Consider the following 18,853-nt stretch of genomic DNA (forward strand, 5'->3'; position numbering starts at 1 on the left):
TCCGCGCCCTTTGGCGCTCCAGTCATCGGTCGCGGCATCAACCAACCGAACCTTCCAGGGAGATCTGCAGCAGCTTCTGCGCCTCGACGGCGAATTCCATCGGCAGCTCCTTCAGCACCTCGCGGCAGAAGCCGTTGACGATGAGGCCGACCGCGTCCTCCTCCGAGAGGCCGCGCTGCCGGCAGTAGAAGAGCTGGTCCTCGGCGATGCGGCTGGTGGTCGCCTCATGCTCCACCTTCGCCGTCATGCAGCGATTCTCGATATAGGGCACGGTATGCGCGCCGCACTGGTCGCCAATCAGCAGGCTGTCGCATTGGGTGAAGTTGCGCGCCGCGCTCGCCGTCGGCGCCACCCGCACCAGGCCGCGATAGGTGTTCTGCCCCCGCCCGGCCGAGATGCCCTTGGAGATGATGGTGGAGCTGGTCCGCTTGCCGACATGGATCATCTTGGTGCCGGTATCGGCCTGCTGGCGATTGTTGGTGATCGCCACCGAATAGAACTCGCCCACGCTGTCATCGCCGAGCAGCACGCAGGAGGGATACTTCCAAGTGATGGCGGAGCCGGTCTCCACCTGGGTCCAGCTTACCTTGCTCCGCTTGCCGCGGCACTGGGCGCGCTTGGTGACGAAATTGTAGATGCCGCCCCGGCCCTCGGCATCGCCCGGGTACCAGTTCTGCACCGTGCTGTACTTGATGCTGGCATCGTCCAGCGCCACCAGCTCCACCACCGCGGCATGGAGCTGGTTCTCGTCGCGCATCGGCGCCGTGCAGCCCTCCAGGTAGGAGACGGTGCTGCCCTCGTCGGCGATGATCAGCGTCCGTTCGAACTGGCCGGTGCTCTTCGCATTGATGCGGAAATAGGTGGAGAGCTCCATCGGGCAGCGCACCCCCTTCGGGATGTAGACGAAGCTGCCATCGGTGAAGACCGCGCTGTTCAGCGCCGCGTAGAAATTGTCGCCCTGCGGCACGACGGTGCCGAGGTATTGCCGCACCAGCTCCGGATGGGTCTGCACCGCCTCGGAGATCGAGCAGAAGACGATGCCCTCCTTCTCCAGCCGCGCCTTGAAGGTGGTGGCGACCGAGACGCTGTCGAACACCGCATCCACCGCGACCGGCAGGCGGCCGCCATCGGCCGGGGTCTCGCCCGCGCCCTCGACGCCGGCCAGGATCGCCTGCTCCTTCAGCGGGATGCCGAGCTTCTCATAGGTGCGCAGCAGCTCCGGATCGACCTCCTCCAGGCTCTTCGGCTTCGCCTTCTGGACCGGCGCCGCATAGTAGTAGGCGTCCTGGTAGTCGATCGCCGGGTAGCTCACCGCGGACCAGCGCGGCTCCTCCATCTTCTGCCAGAGCGCATAGGCCTTCAGCCGCCATTCCAGCAGCCAGTCCGGCTCGTTCTTCTTCTTCGAGATGAAGCGGACGATGTCCTCGCTCAGCCCCTTGGGGGCGAACTCCATCTCGATATCCGTCTCGAAGCCCCATTTGTAGGTGCCCTCGGTGACGGACTGGACGGTCTCGATGGTTTCGGTGACGGCGGGCATGCTGGTCCTATTCGGCAAGAAGGACGGCTTCGGGGGCAGCCTGATCGGGCCTGGCCGGGGCAGAACGCGGTGCGGGACCGGCGAGATCGGCCAGGGTAATGCCGGACAGCGCATCGCGAATGGCGCGGTTCACCGGGTCCCAGCGGCCGCGGACGGCGCAGATGCGCTCGGCCTCGCAGCCGCCGCTGCCGCCATCGACGCAGGCGGTCAGGGCGATCGGGCCATCGACGGCGACGATGACCTCGGAGAGCGGAACCGCGCCCAGCGGCCGGGTCAGCCGGTAGCCGCCGCGGGCGCCCCGCAACCCCTCCACCAACCCGGCCTGGCCGAGCAGCTTCAGCACCTTGGCAACCGTCGGCTCGGCGATTCCGGTGGCCATGGCAAGCCCCGGGGCGGTCTGCACCTGCCCCTCCGGCCCGGCGCCATCCCGCGCCAGCCGGGCCATGACGACCACGGCATAATCGGTGAGTTTCGACAGCCTCAGCACGGGCGGACCCCTTCCACGGCCGGTAAATAGGACCAATCGGGTCCCCTTTGAAGGGGGGCCGCATGCGGTTGTTGCAGAGCAGGGGCGCGGTTAGCCTCCGGCACTCCAGGGGAGAGACCCATGCCCAGCATCACCACGGATGACGGCGTCGAACTGGCCTATGAGGAGGCAGGGACGGGCATCCCCCTGCTTTTCGTTCATGAATTCGCCGGCGACATGCGGAGCTGGGAGCCGCAGCTCCGCTTCTTCGCCCGGCGCTACCGCTGCATCGCCTTCAACGCCCGTGGCTACCCGCCGAGCGGCGTACCGCATGACCAGGCCGCATACTCCCAGGACCGGGCCACGGACGACATCGCGGCGGTAATCACGGCGCTGGGCCTGGCGCCGGCGCATGTCGTCGGGCTCTCCATGGGCGCCTTCGCCACGCTCCATCTCGGCCTGCGCTACCCGCACCTCGCCCGCAGCCTCACCGCCGCCGGCGTCGGCTACGGCGCCCAGCCCGGCAAGCGGGACCAGTTCCGCGGGGAGGTAGATACCACGGCGGACAAGATCGCCGAGAAAGGGATGTGGAAGATGTCCCGGGTCTATGGCAGCGGCCCGACCCGCCTGGTCTTCGAGGAGAAGGACCCGCGCGGCTATGCGGAATTCCTCTCCCAACTCGCGGAGCACGACACGGACGGCGCGGTGCTGACCATGCGCGGGGTGCAGCGGGAACGGCCGAGCCTGTTCGAGCTGGAGGCCGAGTTCCGCAAGCTGAAGCTACCCACCTTCATCATCTGCGGCGACGAGGACGACCCGACGCTGGAGCCCGGCCTCTTCCTCAAGCGGACCATCCCCACCTCCTCCCTCCTCGTCATGCCGCGCTGCGGCCATACGATGAACATCGAGGATCCGGACGCCTTCAACCGCGCGGTGCTGGACTTCATCACCTGGGTGGATGCCGGCCGCTGGTGGGAACGCAATCCGGCCACCCTGGCCGGCGGCATCATTGCCGGGACGGCGAAGGGCTGAAGGCACGGGCAACAGGGCAGCCTGACGCCGCCACAAGGCCAGGATCGGGGGCGGCTTCACGCCGCCCCCGACCGGAGCTAAGAATCGTTAGCCACCTATGAGAGAGAGGGAAGCGCCAAATGGGCATGCTGGATGGGAAGGTTGCCGTCGTCACGGGGTCCGGCGGCGGCATCGGCCGGGAGATCGCCATCCACATGGCGCTCGCCGGGGCCAAGGTCATCATCAACGATATCGGCGCCTCGCTGACCGGTGAGGGCCAGTCCGCCACCCCCGCGCAGCAGACCAAGGCGATCATCGAGCAGCGCGGCGGCCAGGCCGAGATCAACACCGACAGCGTCTCCTCCTGGGAGAGCGCGGGCAAGATCGTCCAGTCGGCGCTGGATCATTTCGGCCGCATCGACATCGTCGTGAACAATGCAGGCATCCTGCGCGACCAGATCTTCCACCGCATGACGCCGGAAGAGTGGGACGCGGTCATCGGGGTGCACCTGAACGGCAGCTTCTACGTCTCCCGCCACGCGGCCACGCATTTCCGCAAGCAGGAGAGCGGCTCCTACGTCCACATCACCTCGACCTCCGGCCTGATCGGCAATTTCGGCCAGGCGAACTACTCGGCGGCGAAGCTCGGCATCGCGGCGCTGTCCAAGTCCATCGCGCTGGACATGAAGCGCTACAATGTCCGCTCCAATTGCCTCGCGCCCTTCGCCTGGAGCCGCATGACCAGCTCCATCCCGGCCGAGACGCCGGAGCAGAAGGCGCGGGTCGAGAAGATCATGCGGATGGGCCCGGAGAAGAACGCCCCGCTCGCCGTCTTCCTCGCCTCCGACGCGGCGCAGGAGGTGAACGGCCAGATCTTCGGCCCGCGGATGAACGAGCTGTTCCTGTTCAGCCAGAACCGCCCGATCCGCGGCATCCACCGCAGCGAGGGCTGGACGCCGGAAGCGATCGCCGAGCACGCCCTGCCGGCGCTGAAGAGCTTCTTCATCCCGCTGGAGCGCTCGGGCGAAGTGTTCTCCTGGGATCCGCTGTAAGCCAGAAGATCGGGAAGGAGGGGAACCTCCTCCCCGAGCCCCTCCACCCTTTTCTCTGAGTCAGGGCCTGTCGCGCGGCGAATGCCGACTTACAGAAAAAGGTGAGTGGGGGGGCTTTGGAGGGAGAGAGTTCGCTCTCTCCCCCAACACCCGAGGAACGCCATGAACCGACTCCACCAGGCCCTCTTCCAGCCCCGCCGCATCGCCCTCGTCGGCGCCTCCTCGGATCGCACCCGGCTGACGGCCCGCGCCCAACTCTATCTCCGCAAGCACGGCTTCGCCGGGGACATCCTGCCGGTGCACCCGCGGGAGGCGGAGGTGCTGGGGGAGAAGGCCTATCCCAGCGTCACCGACATCCCGGGCGAGGTGGATTTCGCCTATATCCTGCTCGGCACCCAGCATGTCGAAGGCGTGGTGGATGCGGTCGCCGCCAAGGGCATCCCTGCCGCCTGCGTCCTGGCCGATGGCTTCGCCGAAGCCGGGCCGGAGGGCGCGGCGCTGCAGGCCCGGCTGCTGGCCACCGCCAAGGCCGCCGGCCTGCGCATCCTCGGGCCCAATTCCATGGGCATCATCAACCTCAATGACCGCATCGCCTGCTCGGTGAATGCGGCGCTGGAGGCGGAGTCGCTGCCGGCCGGGCGCATCGCGCTGGTCTCGCAATCCGGCTCCATGATGGGCGCCATCATGTCGCGCGGCGCGGCGCGGGGCATCGGCTTCTCCCACCTGGTCGGCACGGGCAACGAGGCGGATCTCTCCGCCGGCGAGGTCGCCGGGCTGCTGGTCGATGACCCGCAGGTGGATGCCATCCTGCTGTTCCTCGAGGCCATCCGGCAGCCGCAGCATTTCGCCGACCTCGCCCGCCGGGCGCACGCCGCCGGCAAGCCGGTCATCGCCTACAAGCTCGGCCGCTCGCCCTATGGGGCGGAGCTCGCCACCTCCCATACCGGCGCGCTCGCCGGCTCCGACGCCGCGGCGGAGGCCTTCTTCCGCGCCCATGGCATCGCCCGCGCCACCACGCTGGAAGGGCTGCTGGAGCTCCCTGCCCTGCTCGTCGGCCGCAAGCCCCTGGCCAGGCCGCACCGCGCGGTGGGCGTGATGACGACCACGGGCGGCGGCGGCGCCATGGCGGTGGATTGCCTCGGCGTCGCCGGCATCGAGTCCCGCGCGCCCGACGCGGCGGCCAGTGCGGCGCTGGATGCAGCGGGCTTCGCCCATCACGGGCGCCTGCTGGATGTCACGCTCGCCGGCACCAAGCCGGACCGCGTGGCGGCGGCGCTAAACGCCCTGCAGCAGGCGGAGGACACCGATCTGGTGCTCTCGGTCATCGGCTCCTCCGCCCAGTTCCGGCCGCAGGATTCGGTGGCGGGCATCCTGCGGGCGCGGGAGGCCGGGCTCGCCAAGCCGCTCGCCGCCTTCCTGGTGCCGCAGGCGGATCAGTCCCTGCGCCTGCTGGCGGAGGCCGGCATTCCCGCCTTCCGCACCCCGGAATCCGCCGCGGACTGCATCCGCGCCTGGTGCGACTGGCGGGCGCCCCGCGCCGAGTCCGCACCACCCGCCACCCCGCACCCCCTGCCCGCCAGGCCGGATGAGGCGGAGGCCCGCCGCCTCTTCGCCGCGCTCGGGCTCGACAGCCCCTTCGCCGTCATGTCCAGTGCGGATGAGGTGCCGGAGGGGATCGCCTACCCGGTCGCGCTGAAGATCCTCTCGCCGGACCTCGCCCATAAGACCGAGGTGGGCGGGGTGAAGCTCGGCATCCCGGATGCCGCTGCGCTGAAGACCGAGGCCGCCGCCATGCAGGCCCGCGTCGCGGAGCGCGCGCCCGGCGCCACCCTGGCCGGCTTCCTGGTGCAGCCCATGGCGAAGGGGCTGGGCGAGGCCATCCTCGGCTTCCGCCGCGACCCGGAGGTGGGGCCGGTGGTGCTGCTGGGCACCGGCGGCGTGGCGGCGGAGCTGTTCCGCGACGTCACCCTCCGCCTCGCCCCGGTCACCGTGGAAGAGGCGCAGGAGATGATCGCCGAGGTGAAGGGCCTGCAGCTCCTCGCCGGCTGGCGCGGCCTGCCGCGCGGCGATCTCGCTGCCCTCGCCCGCGCCATCGTCGCGGTGTCGCACCTCGCGGCGCGGGAGGATATCGCCGAGGCCGAGATCAACCCCTTGATGGTCCTTGGCGAAGGCAAGGGGGTGACGGTCGCCGATGCCTGGATCGTCCGGAGGTGACACCATGCCCGCCAGCATCATTCCCTGCCTGCGCTACCGCGACGCCCCAGCGGCGATCGAATTCCTGAAGCGCGCCTTCGGCTTCGCCGAGCACGCCGTCCACCGGGATGAGCAGGGCGGCATTGCCCATGCCGAGCTGGTGCTGGGCCAGGCCATGATCATGCTCGGCACCGCCAGGGAGGATACCTTCGGCGCTCTGCAGGGTGTGCCGGAGGGGAAGGTGACCCAAAGCGCCTATATCGTGGTGCCCGACCCCGACGCCCATCATGACCGCGCCGTCGCGGCCGGGGCGGAGGTGGTGCTGCCGCTGAAGACCGAGGCCTACGGCCGCGGCTATTCCTGCCGCGATCCAGAAGGACATCTCTGGCATTTCGGCTCCTACAACCCCTGGGCGGCGCCCTAGGCACCTGCCATCCTGGCCCCGCCATGCCCGATCCCGACGCCCTGATCCGCGGCCGCTACGGCATCAAGCCGGAAGCGCCCCTGCCCTTCCCACCCGCGGCCGAGGTGCCCCCGGCGCTTGCCGCCCTCCTGGACCGGCGCGTCACCCGCCGCTACGCGCCGGAGCCGGTGCCGGAGCCCCTGCTGCGCACGGTGCTGGCCGGCGCCCAATCCGCGCCGAGCAAGTCGGACCTGCAGCAATACGCCATCATCCTGATCCGGGACGCCGCGAAGATCGCCCGCATCGCCGACTGGATCGGCGGGATGGACTGGATCAAGCAGGCCCCGGTCTTCCTGCTCTTCTGCGGCGATATCCGCCGCGGTCGCCGCGTCGCCGCACTGCATGGGCGGGAGCATGCGAACGACAATGTGGACACCTTCATCAACGCCACGGCGGATGCGGCGCTCGCCCTCGGCTTCGCGGTGATGGCGGCGGAGGCGGCCGGCCTCGGCACCTGCCCGATCTCCTATGTGCGGAACCATGTAGAGAAGATCGGGCCGCTGTGCGGTTTGCCGAAGGGCGTCTTCCCGGTGGCCGGGCTGACGCTGGGCGTCCCGGCCGGGCCGCGCAACTGGCTCTCCCCGCGCCTGCCCCAGGCGCTGGTGGTGCATGACGAGACCTATGACGACAGCGGGCTGGAGGCCGCCCTGCCGGCCTATGACGGCGCCCGCCCGCCGGCGAAGCCGCGCTACCCGGAGATCCTCGGCCCGAAGCCCGAGGGCTGCGGCTGGAGCGAGAATGCCGCGCGGCAGCTTTCGGTGCCGGAGCGCTTCGGCCTGCGGAGCTGGCTGAAGTGGCAGGGCCTCTCGCTTGACTGACGACGCCCCGACCAGGCCGGAAGCCCCGACCGACGACAACCCCGGCGGCACGGCTGAGATCCGGCACGCCGCCAACCGCGCGGTGCATCCGCGCAACGCTGCCAGCCTCATCCTCTGGCGCCAGGGGGCAAAAGGCGTCGAGGTGCTCATGGGCATCCGCCATGCCCGGCACCGCTTCATGCCGAATGTCATGGTCTTCCCCGGCGGCAGGGTGGACCGGGAGGATTACCGGGCGAAGTCGCTGGACGAGCTGCCGGGTTTCACCCGCATTTGCCTGGAGCGCGCCGCGCCGCCCTCCCTGGCGCGGGCCATCGGCATCGCTGCGGCACGGGAGCTGCATGAGGAGACCGGCCTCGTGCTCGGCCGCATGGAGGGGCACACGCTGCTACCGACCCTCGGGGTCATCGACTATCTCTGCCGCGCGGTGACGCCGCCGAACCGCTTCATGCGCTTCAATGCCCGCTTCCTGATCGCCCCGGCCGAGGCGGCGCATGGCGCCATCCGCGGCTCCGGCGAGCTGGAGGAGCTGCGCTTCTTCACCATCGAGGAGACGCGCCACCACAAGGTAGCGACCATCACCGCGAAGGTCCTCGCCGAGTTCTCCGCCTGGCTGGCGGCAAGCCCGGCGGAGCGCGAGGCCCGCCAGCTCATCTGCTTCCGCGGCATGGATGGCCGCCTGCCGGAAGGCCCAGCCCGGGTCAGGAAAAGCGCCGCGGTCTGACCCTTCGGCGCTAAACTCAAGGTTTCCAAAGGCCCTTCGGCCTTTGGCGGGGGGAGTTTGAGGGGAGCAGAGCTCCCCTCAAGCGACGGAGAAGCTCTCCCCCTGGGTCCGCCTGACCCTTCCCTCCTGCTCCAGCTTCAGCAGGTGGCTCAGCAGGCTGCGCCCCGCCGGCCGTACCAGCCGCGGATCCAGCGGCCCGTACACCGGCGCCACCAGCTCATCCGCCGTCGCCTCGCCGGCCTTGGCCAGCGCCGCCACCACCTTGGCCTCCCGCTCCTCCCGATGCGCGTGCAGCGCCTTGAGGAAGGGCTTCGGGTCGGTGATTGCCGGCCCGTGCCCGGGCAGCAGCAGCGAATCCTCGCGGGCCATCACCCGCTCCAGGCTACGCATGTAATCCGCCATGTCGCCATCCGGCGGGCTGACCACGCTGGTGGACCAGCTCATCACATGGTCGGCGCTGAACAGCACGCCATTGCCGTCCATGGCGAAGCAGAGGTGGTTGGCGCAATGCCCCGGCGTGTGCAGCGCCGTCAGCCGCCAGCCCTCGCCCTCGATCGCCTCGCCATCCGCCACGCGGTGGCCGGGGACGAAGCCATGGTCGCCGCCCTCGCCCCCCGCCTCGGGCGGCGTCACATGCGGGCCGAAGCCCCAGGTGCCGGCCCCGGTCGCCGCCACCAGCGCGCGGGCGCCGGGGGAGTGGTCCCGATGGGTGTGGCTGACGATGACATGGGTGATGGTCTCGCCCTGCGTCGCCGCCAGCAGCGCCGCCAAATGCGCGTCATCCTCGGGGCCGGGGTCCAGTACCGCCACCTTGCCGCGGCCGATGATGTAGCTGTTGGTGCCGCGGAAGGTGAAGGCGGAGGGGTTGTTGCACACCACCCGCCGCACGCCGGGGACGATCTCCTCCACGGCGCCATGCGCCAGGGGGTCGTTCCGATAGAAGGGAATGCTCAAGGTTCCGTTTCCTCCGCCTGCTTCGCGCGCCGCCGCACCATTTCGCGGTGCAGGATGTAAAGCCCCGCCGCCACGATCAGCAGCGAGCCACCGATCATCGCCAGATCCGGTACATCCGCGAACACCACCCAGCCGAGCAGCATGGACCAGAGCAGGCCGGAATAGGAATAGGGCGCCACCGCCGAGACCTGGGCGCTGGCATAGGCCTCGGTCAGCAGCCATTGCGCGGTGCCGCCGACCACCCCCACCAGCACCAGCAGACCCAGCTCCTCCCCACTCGGCGTCACCCAGACGAAGGGCAGCAGCACCAGGGAGAAGGCGCTCATCAGCAGGGATTGCCAGAGGGTGATGGTGGTGGAGCTCTCGGTGGCGGAGAGCTGCCGCACCAGCAGCGTCGTCAGCGCGGAGAACATGCCGCCCGCGACCGCCACGCCGATGCCGAGCGCGGCGCCGCCGGCGAAGCCATCCCCCCGCCCGGCGGCGATGACCAGCACGCCGAGGAAGCCGACCACCACCGCCGACCAGCGATGGATCCGCACCACCTCGCCGAGGAAGGGGATGGCGAGGATGGTGACGAACATGGGCTGGGTGTAGTTCAGCGCCGTCTGCTCCGCGATCGGCAGCAGGCCGAGGGAAAAGAAGCCGCAGGCCTGGGCCGCGGTGCCGCTGGCCGCCCGCATCGCATGGCCGCCGAGACGCTTGGTGCGCAAGGTCGCCAGCCCTGCCCCGCGCAGCGCGATCAGCGCCACCACCGGCAAGGCGAAGGCGCTGCGGAAGAACATCAGCTCCACCAGCGGGATGGCGTCCGAGAGGTGCTTCACCACCGCGGACATGCAGGTGAAGAGGGCATGGGCAGCGAGCATGCAGAGCGCGCCGCGGCGGATGTCATGGCGCAGCGGCATCAGCCGGCCTCCGCCGTTCGCACCGCCGCCGGCCGCTCCGAGTCCGTGCCTTCTGCCTCGCCGGCCTGCCGCCGCGCCCGTTCCTCGGCCCGCCGCACCCTCTCCCGGTGCACGTTGTAGAGCCCAGCGCCGATGACCACCGCAGCGCCGCCCAGCGTGGTCCAGGCCGGCACCTCGCCCCAGAGGAGGTAGCCGAGCCCGATGCCCCAGAGCAGCGGCGTGTATTCGAAGGGCGCGATGGCCGAGATCGGCGCCAGGGCGAAGCCGCGGGCGAAGAGCATCTGCGCGACGGCGTTGCAGAAGCCGAAGATCAGCAGCGCCGCCATGCCTACCAGGCTGGGCAGCAGCGGCGGCGGGCCGGAGGGCGGCCAGAACGCCTCGAAGGGCAGGAAGAGCAGGCCAGCCGGCACGTGCGCCAGCAGCAACCAGAAGGCCATGGCATGCGGACCATCCGTCTGCGTCAGCACCCTGGTCCAGATGCGGGTCAGCGCCATGGCCACCGTTGCCACCAGCAGCATGGCGGATTCCCAGCGCCACAGCTCGCCGCCGGGCTGCAGCATGAAGAGCACGCCGCAGAAGCCGATGATCGTGCTGGTCCAGCGCCGCCATCCAACTTTCTCCCCGAGCAGCGGGATGGCCATCAGCGTCATGATCAGCGGCGAGGCGGCGGCGACTGCGTAGCTATCCGCCAGCGAGACGCCGAGCACCCAGGCGCAGTACCAGGTGATGGAAATGGCGCAGTGCAGCGCGCTGCGGATGGCGAGCAGCCGCCGGTTCACCGGCACCAGCCCGCGGCCGCGCGCCATGAGAAAGACCAGCAGGGCGCCGATCGCCCCGCGCCAGGCCAGCGCCGCGGCCGGCCCTACCTCCGGCAGCACCCATTTGACTGCGGCATCGGCGGCGGAAATGACGCCATAGCCGAGCGCCACCTGCGCCAAGCCGCGAACCGCCTCCTCCCCCGTCGGCGCCGCGCTGTAGCCCGGCTGGCCGGTTCTGGCCCCGCCCGGTGCGCGGGGCATCAGCGGCATCCGCCGGGCATGTAGTTGTTCATCGGTCCTCGCGTCGGAACGGCAGGTGGCCATCCGGCTCCGCCACCGGACGGTAGCGGAGCCGGGCGGCAAACAGCGGATGGCGGGCGAATGGGTTGAGTGCATGGGAGGGCGGCAGGGCACTGCGATGACCAGGTCGATCGGGTAGAAGGCCAGCCATATTGAGGGCTCTGCCCCCAAGCCCCCGCCAGGGCCAGGGCCTGGCCCCGGACCCCGGTCCGAGTCCGGCACCCGTAATGTGGAGCCGGGGAGCTGGGCCGGGAACACAGCCGGCGCGCCGCGCCACCGGCGGCCGGGACAACACTGGCCACCACCTCGCCGGCGAGGGGCGCGGCGGCACTCGGCGCCGAAAGGGTCTCGCTGCGGCTCGGCATGGCGGCGGCTCCTTCCCCCGCCGCGGGCCTGCTTGCAACCCGATTGCGGCCGATACGCGGCCCCTTTCGCCTTGTTTCCGCCAGCCCCGGCAGGCATGAACCGCGGCGTGGAACCCGCGGAATATCAATTGATGGACGCGGCCGAGGACGGGATGTGGTGGTACCGCAGCCTGCACGGCCAGGTCCTGGACACGCTGGCGGCCGTAGGCCCGCCGCGGGGCTGGCTGCTGGATGCCGGCTGCGGCACCGGCGGCTTCCTGGCCCGACTGACCGCCGCCCGGCCCGGGCAGCCCGCCCTGGGGCTGGAATACTTCCCCGCCGCCGCCGCCCGCGCTGCCGCCAAGTCCGGCGCGCCGGTCGCTACCGGCTCGGTCAACGCCCTGCCCTTCGCCGATGCCAGCATCGCCACCCTGGTGAGCCTCGACGTGCTCTGCCACGCCGCCGTGGACCCTGCCCGGGCGCTGGCCGAATTCCGCCGCGTCCTGGCCCCGGGCGGGCGGCTGGTGCTGAACCTGCCGGCCTTCGCCTGGCTGCATTCGGCGCATGACCTGCGGGTGCACAATGCCCGCCGCTACACCGCCGCCGAGGCCCGGGCGATGCTGGAGGCGGCCGGCTTCACCGCCATCCGCAGCCATTACTGGAACGCCCTGCTGCTGCCGCTGATGGTGCTGCAGCGGAAGGTCCTGGCCCGCGCGCCGAACCATGGCTCGGATGTCGCCCCCTTTCCGCCATGGCTGGATCGTATGCTGCTGGCCGTGACGGGGCTGGAACGCCGCCTGCAACGCCTCGGCCTGCGCTTCCCCGCCGGCGGCTCCATCCTGCTGACCGCCACGCCTGGCCCGGCCATGCCCAAGGCAAGCGCCGCCCGGCCTGCCCGCGAACCGGCCGCAACCACACCCTGAGGACCCTGTGAGGACCCCGATGGCCCCCTTGCCCACCGACCACCCCGTCGGCCTTTCCATCGTGGTGCCGGTCTATCGCGGCGCCGCCACGGTCGGGAAGCTGGTCGCCGCCCTCTCGGAGCTTCGCCCCGCCGGCGGCCTGGAGATCGTACTGGTGAACGATGGCAGTCCGGACAATTCCGGCGATGTCTGCCGGGAGCTGGCGGCGACCGCCACCGTCCCCCTCACCTATCTGGAGCACGCCCGGAATTTCGGCGAGCACAACGCGGTCATGACCGGGCTGCGGCATGCCCGCGGCGCCTATGTCATCACCATGGATGACGACCTCCAGAACCCGCCGGAGGAGGTCATCAAGCTGTATGACCATGCCCGGCTGGGCGGCTGGGACGTGGTCTATACCCGCTATGCCGAGAAGAAGCACGAGGGCTGGCGCAACCTCGGCAGCCGCTTCGCCAATGGCGTGGCGGACCAGCTGCTGGACAAGCCGAAGGGGCTCTACCTCTCCTCCTTCCGCTGCATGAGCGCGCTGGTGGTCAAGAACATCACGAATTACCGCGGCCCCTACCCCTATGTGGACGGGCTGATCATGCAGGTGACGCAGCGCATCGACAGCATCGAGGTGCTGCACCTGGCGCGCATGGAGGGCCGCAGCAACTACACGCTGAAGCGGCTGGTGCTGCTCTGGCTGAACCTCGCCACCAATTTCTCCGTCCTGCCGCTGCGGCTGGCCATCATCGCCGGCGTTGCCATGGGCATCCTTGGCGTCTTCGGCGCGCTGATCGTGGTGGCGGAAGCGCTGACCAGCGGCACGCCCTCCGGCTGGGCCTCGCTGATGACCACCACCCTGCTGCTGGCCGGCGTGCAGTTCCTCATCCTCGGCGTGCTCGGCGAATATGTCGGCCGCGCCTTCCTCTCGGCCAATGGCAAGCCCCAGGGCGTGGTGCGGGAGGCGATCCTGGCGCATGAGCCGGCGCCCCAGGCGAGGCGGCAGGCGGAGGATGCGCTGCGGTGACGTTCCACTGGCTGTCGCTCGCCGCGGCGATCTGTACCTCGCTCGGCGGGCAGGTGCTGCTGAAGGCAGGGGCGATCGGGGAAGGCGGCTTCCTCACCCAACTCTTCCGCCCCACCACCATCATCGGCCTTGCCGCCTATGGCGGGGCGGCGCTGCTCTACATCATCGCGCTGCGCAAGATCCCGATGAGCATCGCCCTGCCCTGTACCGCGGCCAGCTACGTGGCGGTGGCGCTGATCGGGCATTTCGCCTTCGGGGAGGCGCTGTCGCCGCAGAAGCTGGCGGCGATCGGGCTGATCTGCGGCGGGGTGTTGCTGCTGGCGACGGCGTAAGCATTGGGGGCGCTGCCCCAAGCCCCGCCGGGGCCAGGACCTGGCCCCGGACCCCGGTCTGAGTCAGCAGGTTGAACCAGCAAACTCACACCGGGGTTTGGGGGTGGTCCATCCCCGGCGGGGGCATGGGGGGCAGAGCCCCATTCTTTTACCCCCCGAAGCGCGGCGCCCGCCGCCCCAGGAAGGCGGCCACGCCCTCGGTGAAATCCGGGGTCCGCGCACAGGCGAGGAAGGCCTCCCGCTCCGCCGCCAGCTGGCCGTGCAGATCCCGCCCGGCCGCGCCGCGCAGCAGGGCCTTCACCTGCCCCTGCGCCTCCCTCGGTCCGGCGGCGAGCTGCCGCGCCAGCTTCTCCGTCTCCGCCGCCAGCGCCGCCCCCGGCACCACCCGGTTCACCAGGCCCAGCGCCTGCGCCTCCGCCGCCGTCAGGCTCTCCCCCAGCAGCGCGATCCCCATGGCCCGCTGCAGCCCCAGCAGCCGCGCCAGCGCATAGGTGCCGCCGCAATCCGGCACGGTGCCGAGCCGGCCATAGGCCAGGGTGAAGCGCGCCTCCTCCGCCGCGATGCAGAGATCGGCGCCGAGGGCGATGCTCATCCCCGCCCCGGCCGCCGCGCCCTGCACGCTGGCGAGCACCGGCACCGGGAGGGCGCCGAGCGCCTCCACCGCCTCATGCATCGGGTCGAGGATGGCGGTGATCCGCCCCTCCTTCCCCTCCCCCTGGAAGGCGGTGACATCGCCGCCGGCCATGAAGGCGCGGCCCTCCCCGGCCAGCACCACGCAGCGCAGGCCGGGATCGGCGCCGAGGCCCGCCACGGCGTCGCGCATCGCCTCGGCCAGGGCCTGGTCGATGGCGTTCAGCCGGTCCGGCCGGTTGAAGCGCAACCAGGTGACGCCGCCTTCGGAGGTGACAAGCAGGGGTGTGGTCATGGCTCTGCTCCTCCTGGCCGGCCTGGGCCGGCGCCGCACCGCCTCACGCCGTCTGCGCCTTGCCCCGCGCGATCGCCGAGGCCAGCCCCGCGGCCCGGGTCCGGGCGAATTCCTCCGTCACATGGGAGAGCTGGTGCGTGTCGAAATGCGCCTGGATGGCGTTGCGGAAGCCCTGGATGTCGGCGGTCCGGTTCAGGCTGCGCTTGGTCAGCTTCAGGGCGAAGGGCGGCGCGGCGGCGATCTCCTCGGCCAGCGCCATGGTGGCGGCCTCGAGCTCCGCCCGCGGCACCACCCGGTTCACCATGCCGAGCTGCTTCGCCTCGGCCGCCCCCATGCGGCGCCCCGTATAGAGGAACTCCTTCGCCGTCCGGAGGCCCATGACCCAGGGGTGCAGCAGCACCTCCACTGCGGAGGCGGCGAGCGTCCGGCAGACCGGATCGGCGAAGAAGGCGTCGTCCGAGGCGACGATCAGGTCGCACATATTCGCCACCATGAAGCCGCCCGCGATGCAGGCGCCCTGCACCATGGCGATGGTCGGCTTGGGAAAGTCCCAGATGCGCAGGGAATAGTCGAGGTAGCGCTTCTCCTCATAGGCCCAGCGCTGCTCCACGCTGAAGCCCTGGCGCTTCTCCTGCCCCTCCTTCAGATCGTGGCCGGCGGAGAAATGCGCGCCGCGGCCGCCGATGATGACGACGCGCACGCCGTCATCCGCCGCCGCTTCGGCCAGCGCCGCGTCGAGCTCGTCGAGCAGGGTGCTGCTCTCGGCGTTCCGCATCTCCGGGCGGTCATGCAGGATGGTGGTGACGGCGCCGGCGCGCTCGATCGCGATCTGGGTATAGGCCATGCTTGGGTCCTCCGGCCCCGATGGTCGGGCGCCGGCCCTGCCCTGGTCAAGCCGCCTTCCCGTTGCGCCGGGCGAGCGGCCCGGCTTCCCCCCACGCCTCAGCACAGAGGGCCATGCGCGACGCGCATCGAAAAGCGCCCTCCGCGGCCCTCAAGAAGCCGCGCAGCGGCCTCATGGGGATCTCACTCCGCCGCCACCCGATCGGGCGGCGTGAAGGCCCTGATCGGCGGCAGGTTGGCGGTGAAACGCGTCACCTCCACCACCGTGATCTGGCCGGTGCAGCCCTGGGCAAGGCGGGAGGTGCCGGCATCCCGCGTCAGCACATTCGGGTTGCCATGGACGCAGAGCGGCTTCTCCTCCGCCGGATCCTCAGGGTCGTACCAGGCGCCGGTCGGCAACTGCACCACGCCCGGGCGGACCGCCTCCGTTACCTCGGCGGTGGCGAGGCAGGCGCCGCGGCCATTCTCCAGCCGAACCACATCGCCATCCGCGATGCCGCGCGGCGCCGCATCCAGCGGGTGGATGCGCATCACCTCCCGGCCCCGCCGCTTTTTCTCCGCGCTGTGGCCGCCGAAATCGAATTGGCTGTGCAGCCGCGTCGCCGGCTGATTGGCGATGAGGTGCAGCGGCGCCTTGCCCTCCGGCACCTCCTGTGGCGGCAGCCAGGCGGGGTGGCCGGGGCAGTCGGCGTAGCCGAAGCCGGCGATGGTCTCGCAGAAGATTTCTATGCGTCCCGAGCGGGTCGGGAGGGGGGCACCCTCCGGGTCTTCCCGGAACGCGCGAAGGATCCCGCCATCATCCTCCGCCTGGGGCAGGGTGATCTCACCCGCCTCCCAGAAGCTCTCGAAATCCGGCGCCGGCAGGCCCTTCGCCAGCAAATCCGCCTGGGTCTTGCCGTAGAGGTGGCGCAGCCACTCCCGGGCGCTACGACCCTCGGTGAACTCGGCCTCCTTGCCCAGCCGCGCCGCGAGCGCGGTGAAGATGGCGTAGTCGTCCCGCGCCTCGCCATGGGGTTCCACCAGCTTGTGCATGGCGACCATCAGCGGGTCGGTCTGGCTGCTGCCGATATCCTCGCGCTCCAGCGTCATGGTCACCGGCAGGACGATGTCGGCGTGGCGCGCCGTCGCGGTCCAGCCGATCTCATGCACCACCAGCGTCTCCACCTGGCGGAAGGCGCGGCGCAGGCGGTTGAGGTCCTGGTGGTGGTGGAAGGGGTTGCCGCCGGCCCAATAGACCAGCTTCGGCGCCGGGTAGCGGCGCTTTTCGCCATTGTATTCGTATTCGCCGCCCGGGTTCAGCAGCATGTCGGCGATGCGGGCGACGGGGATGAACTCACCGCAGCGGTTCCGCCCCTGCGGCAGCGCCGCCGGGGAGACGGCATTCTGCCGCCGCCCGGTATGCGCCAGCGCGCCGAGCGCATAGGCATAGCCGCCACCCGGCAGGCCGATCTGCCCCAGCATCGCCGCGAGCACGAGGCCCATCCAGACCGGCTGCTCGCCATGCTCGGCGCGCTGCAGGGAATGGGCGACGGTGATCAGGCTGCGCTTGCCCGGCAGGCGCCGCGCCAGGGCGGTGATGGCCTCGGCCGGAATGCCGGTGATGGGCGCCGCCCAGGCCGCATCCTTCGGCTGGCCATCGCTGCGGCCCAGCAGATAGCCCTCGAACCTCTCCCACCCCACCGTGTAGCGGGCGAGGAAGGCGCGGTCATGCAGCCCCTCGGTGGCCAGGGTATGGGCCAGGGCCAGCATCAGCGCCGTGTCGGTGTTGGGGATGATGGAGAGCCACTCCGCCCTCGCCTCCTCGGGCAGATCGTCCCGCAGCGGGCCGACCAGGATGAACTCGCAGCCCCGCTCCGCCGCTGCCTGCATCGCGCCGCGCTCGATATGCCGGCTGATGCCGCCGCCCGCCACCATGCTGTTCTTCAGCGCCATGCCGCCGAAGGCCAGCACGATCTCGGAATGCGCCGCCACCGCCTCCCAGCTCACATTGCGGCGGCTGATATCCTCGGTCGGGCCGACGATATGCGGCAGCACCACGTTGGAGGCGCCGGCCGAGTAGGAATTCACGCTGCGCACATAGCCGCCCAGGGTGAAGTTCAGGAAGCGGTGCACCTGGCTCTGGGCATGGTGGAAGCGCCCGGCAGAGGACCAGCCATAGGAGCCGCCGAAGATCCCGGCCGGGCCATGGGCCTCCGTCACCCGCTTCAGCTCGGCCGCCAGCAGGTCGAGCGCGCGGTCCCAGGAGACGGGGACGTACTCATCCCGCCCGCGGCGGTCATCGGCGCCCGGGCCGCGCTCCAGCCAGCCGCGGCGGACCATCGGCCGGGCGATCCGCGCCTCATGCCGCAGCGCCTTCGGGAAATTCTGCAGGATCAGGTTCGGATCCGGGTCGCCGGGATGCGGCCGCACCACCAGCTCCCCCTCCTGCCAGCCGGCGGAGAAGACGCCCCAATGGGCGCTGTGGGTGCGGAAGCCGGTCTCGGGCATGCTGGGGTCTCCTCGGCGCGTCGGGACAGCCTGCCCAAGCCAGGGCGGTCCTGGCAAGCTGCCGTAGCGGGTAGCGCCAAGCTCCAGCCCGGGCGTGGCCGCGATGGGTTCAATCTGGCCGCCGGCGAGAAGATGGTCACTCGGATCAAGCCGCGCCGCTCGGACACGATGATGCTGGCGAGGGAGGCGGGATCGCAGCCCTGCACCACCGCGGTCGGCACCCGCTTTAGGCCTCCCGCAAATGCGGATGGAGCATCGGGACGGCACCAGGCAACGCTGCCTACCCGAAAGAGTAGCGGCGGGTCAACGCGCGCCGATGGCGGGGTGGCACGCGAGGCACGACGCGCCGCCGAAGATGCGACGCGCAATCACCGCCCCATTAACCGGAACGCAAACAAGGCCGGGTAAGCCAGGGATGCGATGGGCCGGCAAGAATTTGCCAAGCCTTCACGGCTGCCCCGCCTGGCCAGGACGTGCCGGGCCCGTGTGATCGGTGAACCCCGAACGGTGGGAACAGGCAATGCCGGCCATTTCGCTGCTGACGACGACCCAGATCGCCGCGCTGACGACGACCTCGATCGCGGCCCTGACGACGTCGCAGATTGCTGCCATGGCGACGAGCCAGATCGCGGCCCTGACGACGACGCAGGTGGCCGCACTCGCCTCGACGCAACTGGCGGCGATGACCACCACCGAGGTCGCGGCAATCGAGACGACCGACCTGGTGGTGCTCGGTACCGCCCAGCTCCGCGGCCTCACCTCGGCGCAGACCGCGGCGCTGACCACCACCCAGGTGGCGGCGCTCACCACCA

The 18,853-nt window shown here is 70.6% G+C and carries 18 protein-coding genes; 10 read left to right on the plus strand and 8 right to left on the minus strand.

Annotated elements, in window-relative coordinates:
* Positions 1–37: 37 nt before the first annotated feature.
* A complete protein-coding gene (gene sufB, locus NJ376_RS05240) occupies positions 38–1,537 on the minus strand; it encodes a Fe-S cluster assembly protein SufB (RefSeq protein WP_252952179.1) in 1,500 nt (499 codons plus the stop codon).
* A gap of 7 nt (positions 1,538–1,544) precedes the next feature.
* Entirely contained in the window at positions 1,545–2,024 is a 480-nt protein-coding gene (locus tag NJ376_RS05245) for an SUF system Fe-S cluster assembly regulator (RefSeq protein ID WP_252952180.1), read from the minus strand.
* A gap of 120 nt (positions 2,025–2,144) precedes the next feature.
* On the opposite strand from NJ376_RS05245, the gene NJ376_RS05250 reads away from it, so the two are divergent.
* From NJ376_RS05250 to NJ376_RS05275, 6 genes are all read left to right on the plus strand, one after another.
* Complete coding sequence (locus NJ376_RS05250; RefSeq protein WP_252952181.1) at positions 2,145–3,035, plus strand: alpha/beta fold hydrolase; 891 nt, start codon at positions 2,145–2,147, stop codon at positions 3,033–3,035.
* 119 nt (positions 3,036–3,154) lie between these two features.
* Positions 3,155–4,066, plus strand: coding sequence for an SDR family NAD(P)-dependent oxidoreductase (locus NJ376_RS05255; RefSeq protein WP_252952182.1), 912 nt, complete (start codon positions 3,155–3,157; stop codon positions 4,064–4,066).
* A gap of 162 nt (positions 4,067–4,228) precedes the next feature.
* Positions 4,229–6,280 carry an acetate--CoA ligase family protein gene (locus tag NJ376_RS05260; RefSeq protein ID WP_252952183.1) on the plus strand — a complete coding sequence of 684 codons (2,052 nt, stop codon included), beginning with the start codon at positions 4,229–4,231 and terminating at the stop codon, positions 6,278–6,280.
* 4 nt (positions 6,281–6,284) lie between these two features.
* Positions 6,285–6,683 (plus strand): VOC family protein, encoded by a 399-nt coding sequence (locus NJ376_RS05265; RefSeq protein ID WP_252952184.1) that lies wholly within the window; start codon positions 6,285–6,287, stop codon positions 6,681–6,683.
* 23 nt (positions 6,684–6,706) lie between these two features.
* Positions 6,707–7,540, plus strand: coding sequence for a nitroreductase family protein (locus NJ376_RS05270; protein ID WP_252952185.1), 834 nt, complete (start codon positions 6,707–6,709; stop codon positions 7,538–7,540).
* On the plus strand, positions 7,533–8,261 hold the full coding sequence (locus NJ376_RS05275) for an NUDIX hydrolase (protein ID WP_252952186.1): 729 nt from the start codon (positions 7,533–7,535) through the stop codon (positions 8,259–8,261). The genes NJ376_RS05270 and NJ376_RS05275 overlap by 8 nt, the downstream gene beginning before the upstream one ends.
* A gap of 78 nt (positions 8,262–8,339) precedes the next feature.
* Here NJ376_RS05275 and NJ376_RS05280 read toward each other — a convergent pair whose 3' ends face one another.
* Genes NJ376_RS05280 through NJ376_RS05290 form a run of 3 tightly spaced genes read right to left on the minus strand, consistent with a single transcriptional unit; the run spans position 8,340 to position 11,136 of the window.
* Positions 8,340–9,215, minus strand: coding sequence for an MBL fold metallo-hydrolase (locus NJ376_RS05280; protein ID WP_252952187.1), 876 nt, complete (start codon positions 9,213–9,215; stop codon positions 8,340–8,342).
* Positions 9,212–10,117, minus strand: a complete 906-nt coding sequence (locus NJ376_RS05285) for a DMT family transporter (RefSeq protein ID WP_252952188.1) — start codon at positions 10,115–10,117, stop codon at positions 9,212–9,214. Before NJ376_RS05285 ends, NJ376_RS05280 begins: the two co-directional genes overlap by 4 nt.
* Entirely contained in the window at positions 10,117–11,136 is a 1,020-nt protein-coding gene (locus tag NJ376_RS05290; RefSeq protein WP_252952189.1) for a DMT family transporter, read from the minus strand. Before NJ376_RS05290 ends, NJ376_RS05285 begins: the two co-directional genes overlap by 1 nt.
* 535 nt (positions 11,137–11,671) lie before the next feature.
* Here NJ376_RS05290 and NJ376_RS05295 point away from each other — a divergent pair.
* The 3 genes from NJ376_RS05295 to NJ376_RS05305 are packed head-to-tail and all read left to right on the plus strand — an operon-like array spanning position 11,672 to position 13,786.
* Entirely contained in the window at positions 11,672–12,442 is a 771-nt protein-coding gene (locus tag NJ376_RS05295; protein ID WP_252952190.1) for a class I SAM-dependent methyltransferase, read from the plus strand.
* 19 nt (positions 12,443–12,461) lie between these two features.
* A complete protein-coding gene (locus NJ376_RS05300; protein ID WP_252952191.1) occupies positions 12,462–13,454 on the plus strand; it encodes a glycosyltransferase family 2 protein in 993 nt (330 codons plus the stop codon).
* On the plus strand, positions 13,451–13,786 hold the full coding sequence (locus NJ376_RS05305) for a DMT family transporter (protein WP_252952192.1): 336 nt from the start codon (positions 13,451–13,453) through the stop codon (positions 13,784–13,786). Before NJ376_RS05300 ends, NJ376_RS05305 begins: the two co-directional genes overlap by 4 nt.
* Positions 13,787–13,934: 148 nt before the next feature.
* Here the strand turns inward: NJ376_RS05305 and NJ376_RS05310 are convergent, their stop codons facing one another.
* From NJ376_RS05310 to NJ376_RS05320, 3 genes are all read right to left on the minus strand, one after another.
* On the minus strand, positions 13,935–14,711 hold the full coding sequence (locus NJ376_RS05310) for an enoyl-CoA hydratase/isomerase family protein (protein WP_252952193.1): 777 nt from the start codon (positions 14,709–14,711) through the stop codon (positions 13,935–13,937).
* A gap of 43 nt (positions 14,712–14,754) precedes the next feature.
* Positions 14,755–15,555: an enoyl-CoA hydratase gene (locus NJ376_RS05315; protein ID WP_252952194.1), complete on the minus strand. Its 801-nt coding sequence runs from the start codon at positions 15,553–15,555 to the stop codon at positions 14,755–14,757.
* A 182-nt stretch (positions 15,556–15,737) separates the two neighbouring features.
* Positions 15,738–18,041 (minus strand): molybdopterin guanine dinucleotide-containing S/N-oxide reductase, encoded by a 2,304-nt coding sequence (locus NJ376_RS05320; protein ID WP_252952195.1) that lies wholly within the window; start codon positions 18,039–18,041, stop codon positions 15,738–15,740.
* A gap of 520 nt (positions 18,042–18,561) precedes the next feature.
* Here NJ376_RS05320 and NJ376_RS05325 point away from each other — a divergent pair.
* A partial coding sequence (locus tag NJ376_RS05325; RefSeq protein ID WP_252952196.1) for a hypothetical protein occupies positions 18,562–18,853 on the plus strand: 292 nt, incomplete at its 3' end.

Source organism: Siccirubricoccus soli, from assembly GCF_024178315.1.
Classification (GTDB): Bacteria; Pseudomonadota; Alphaproteobacteria; order Acetobacterales; family Acetobacteraceae; genus Siccirubricoccus; species Siccirubricoccus soli.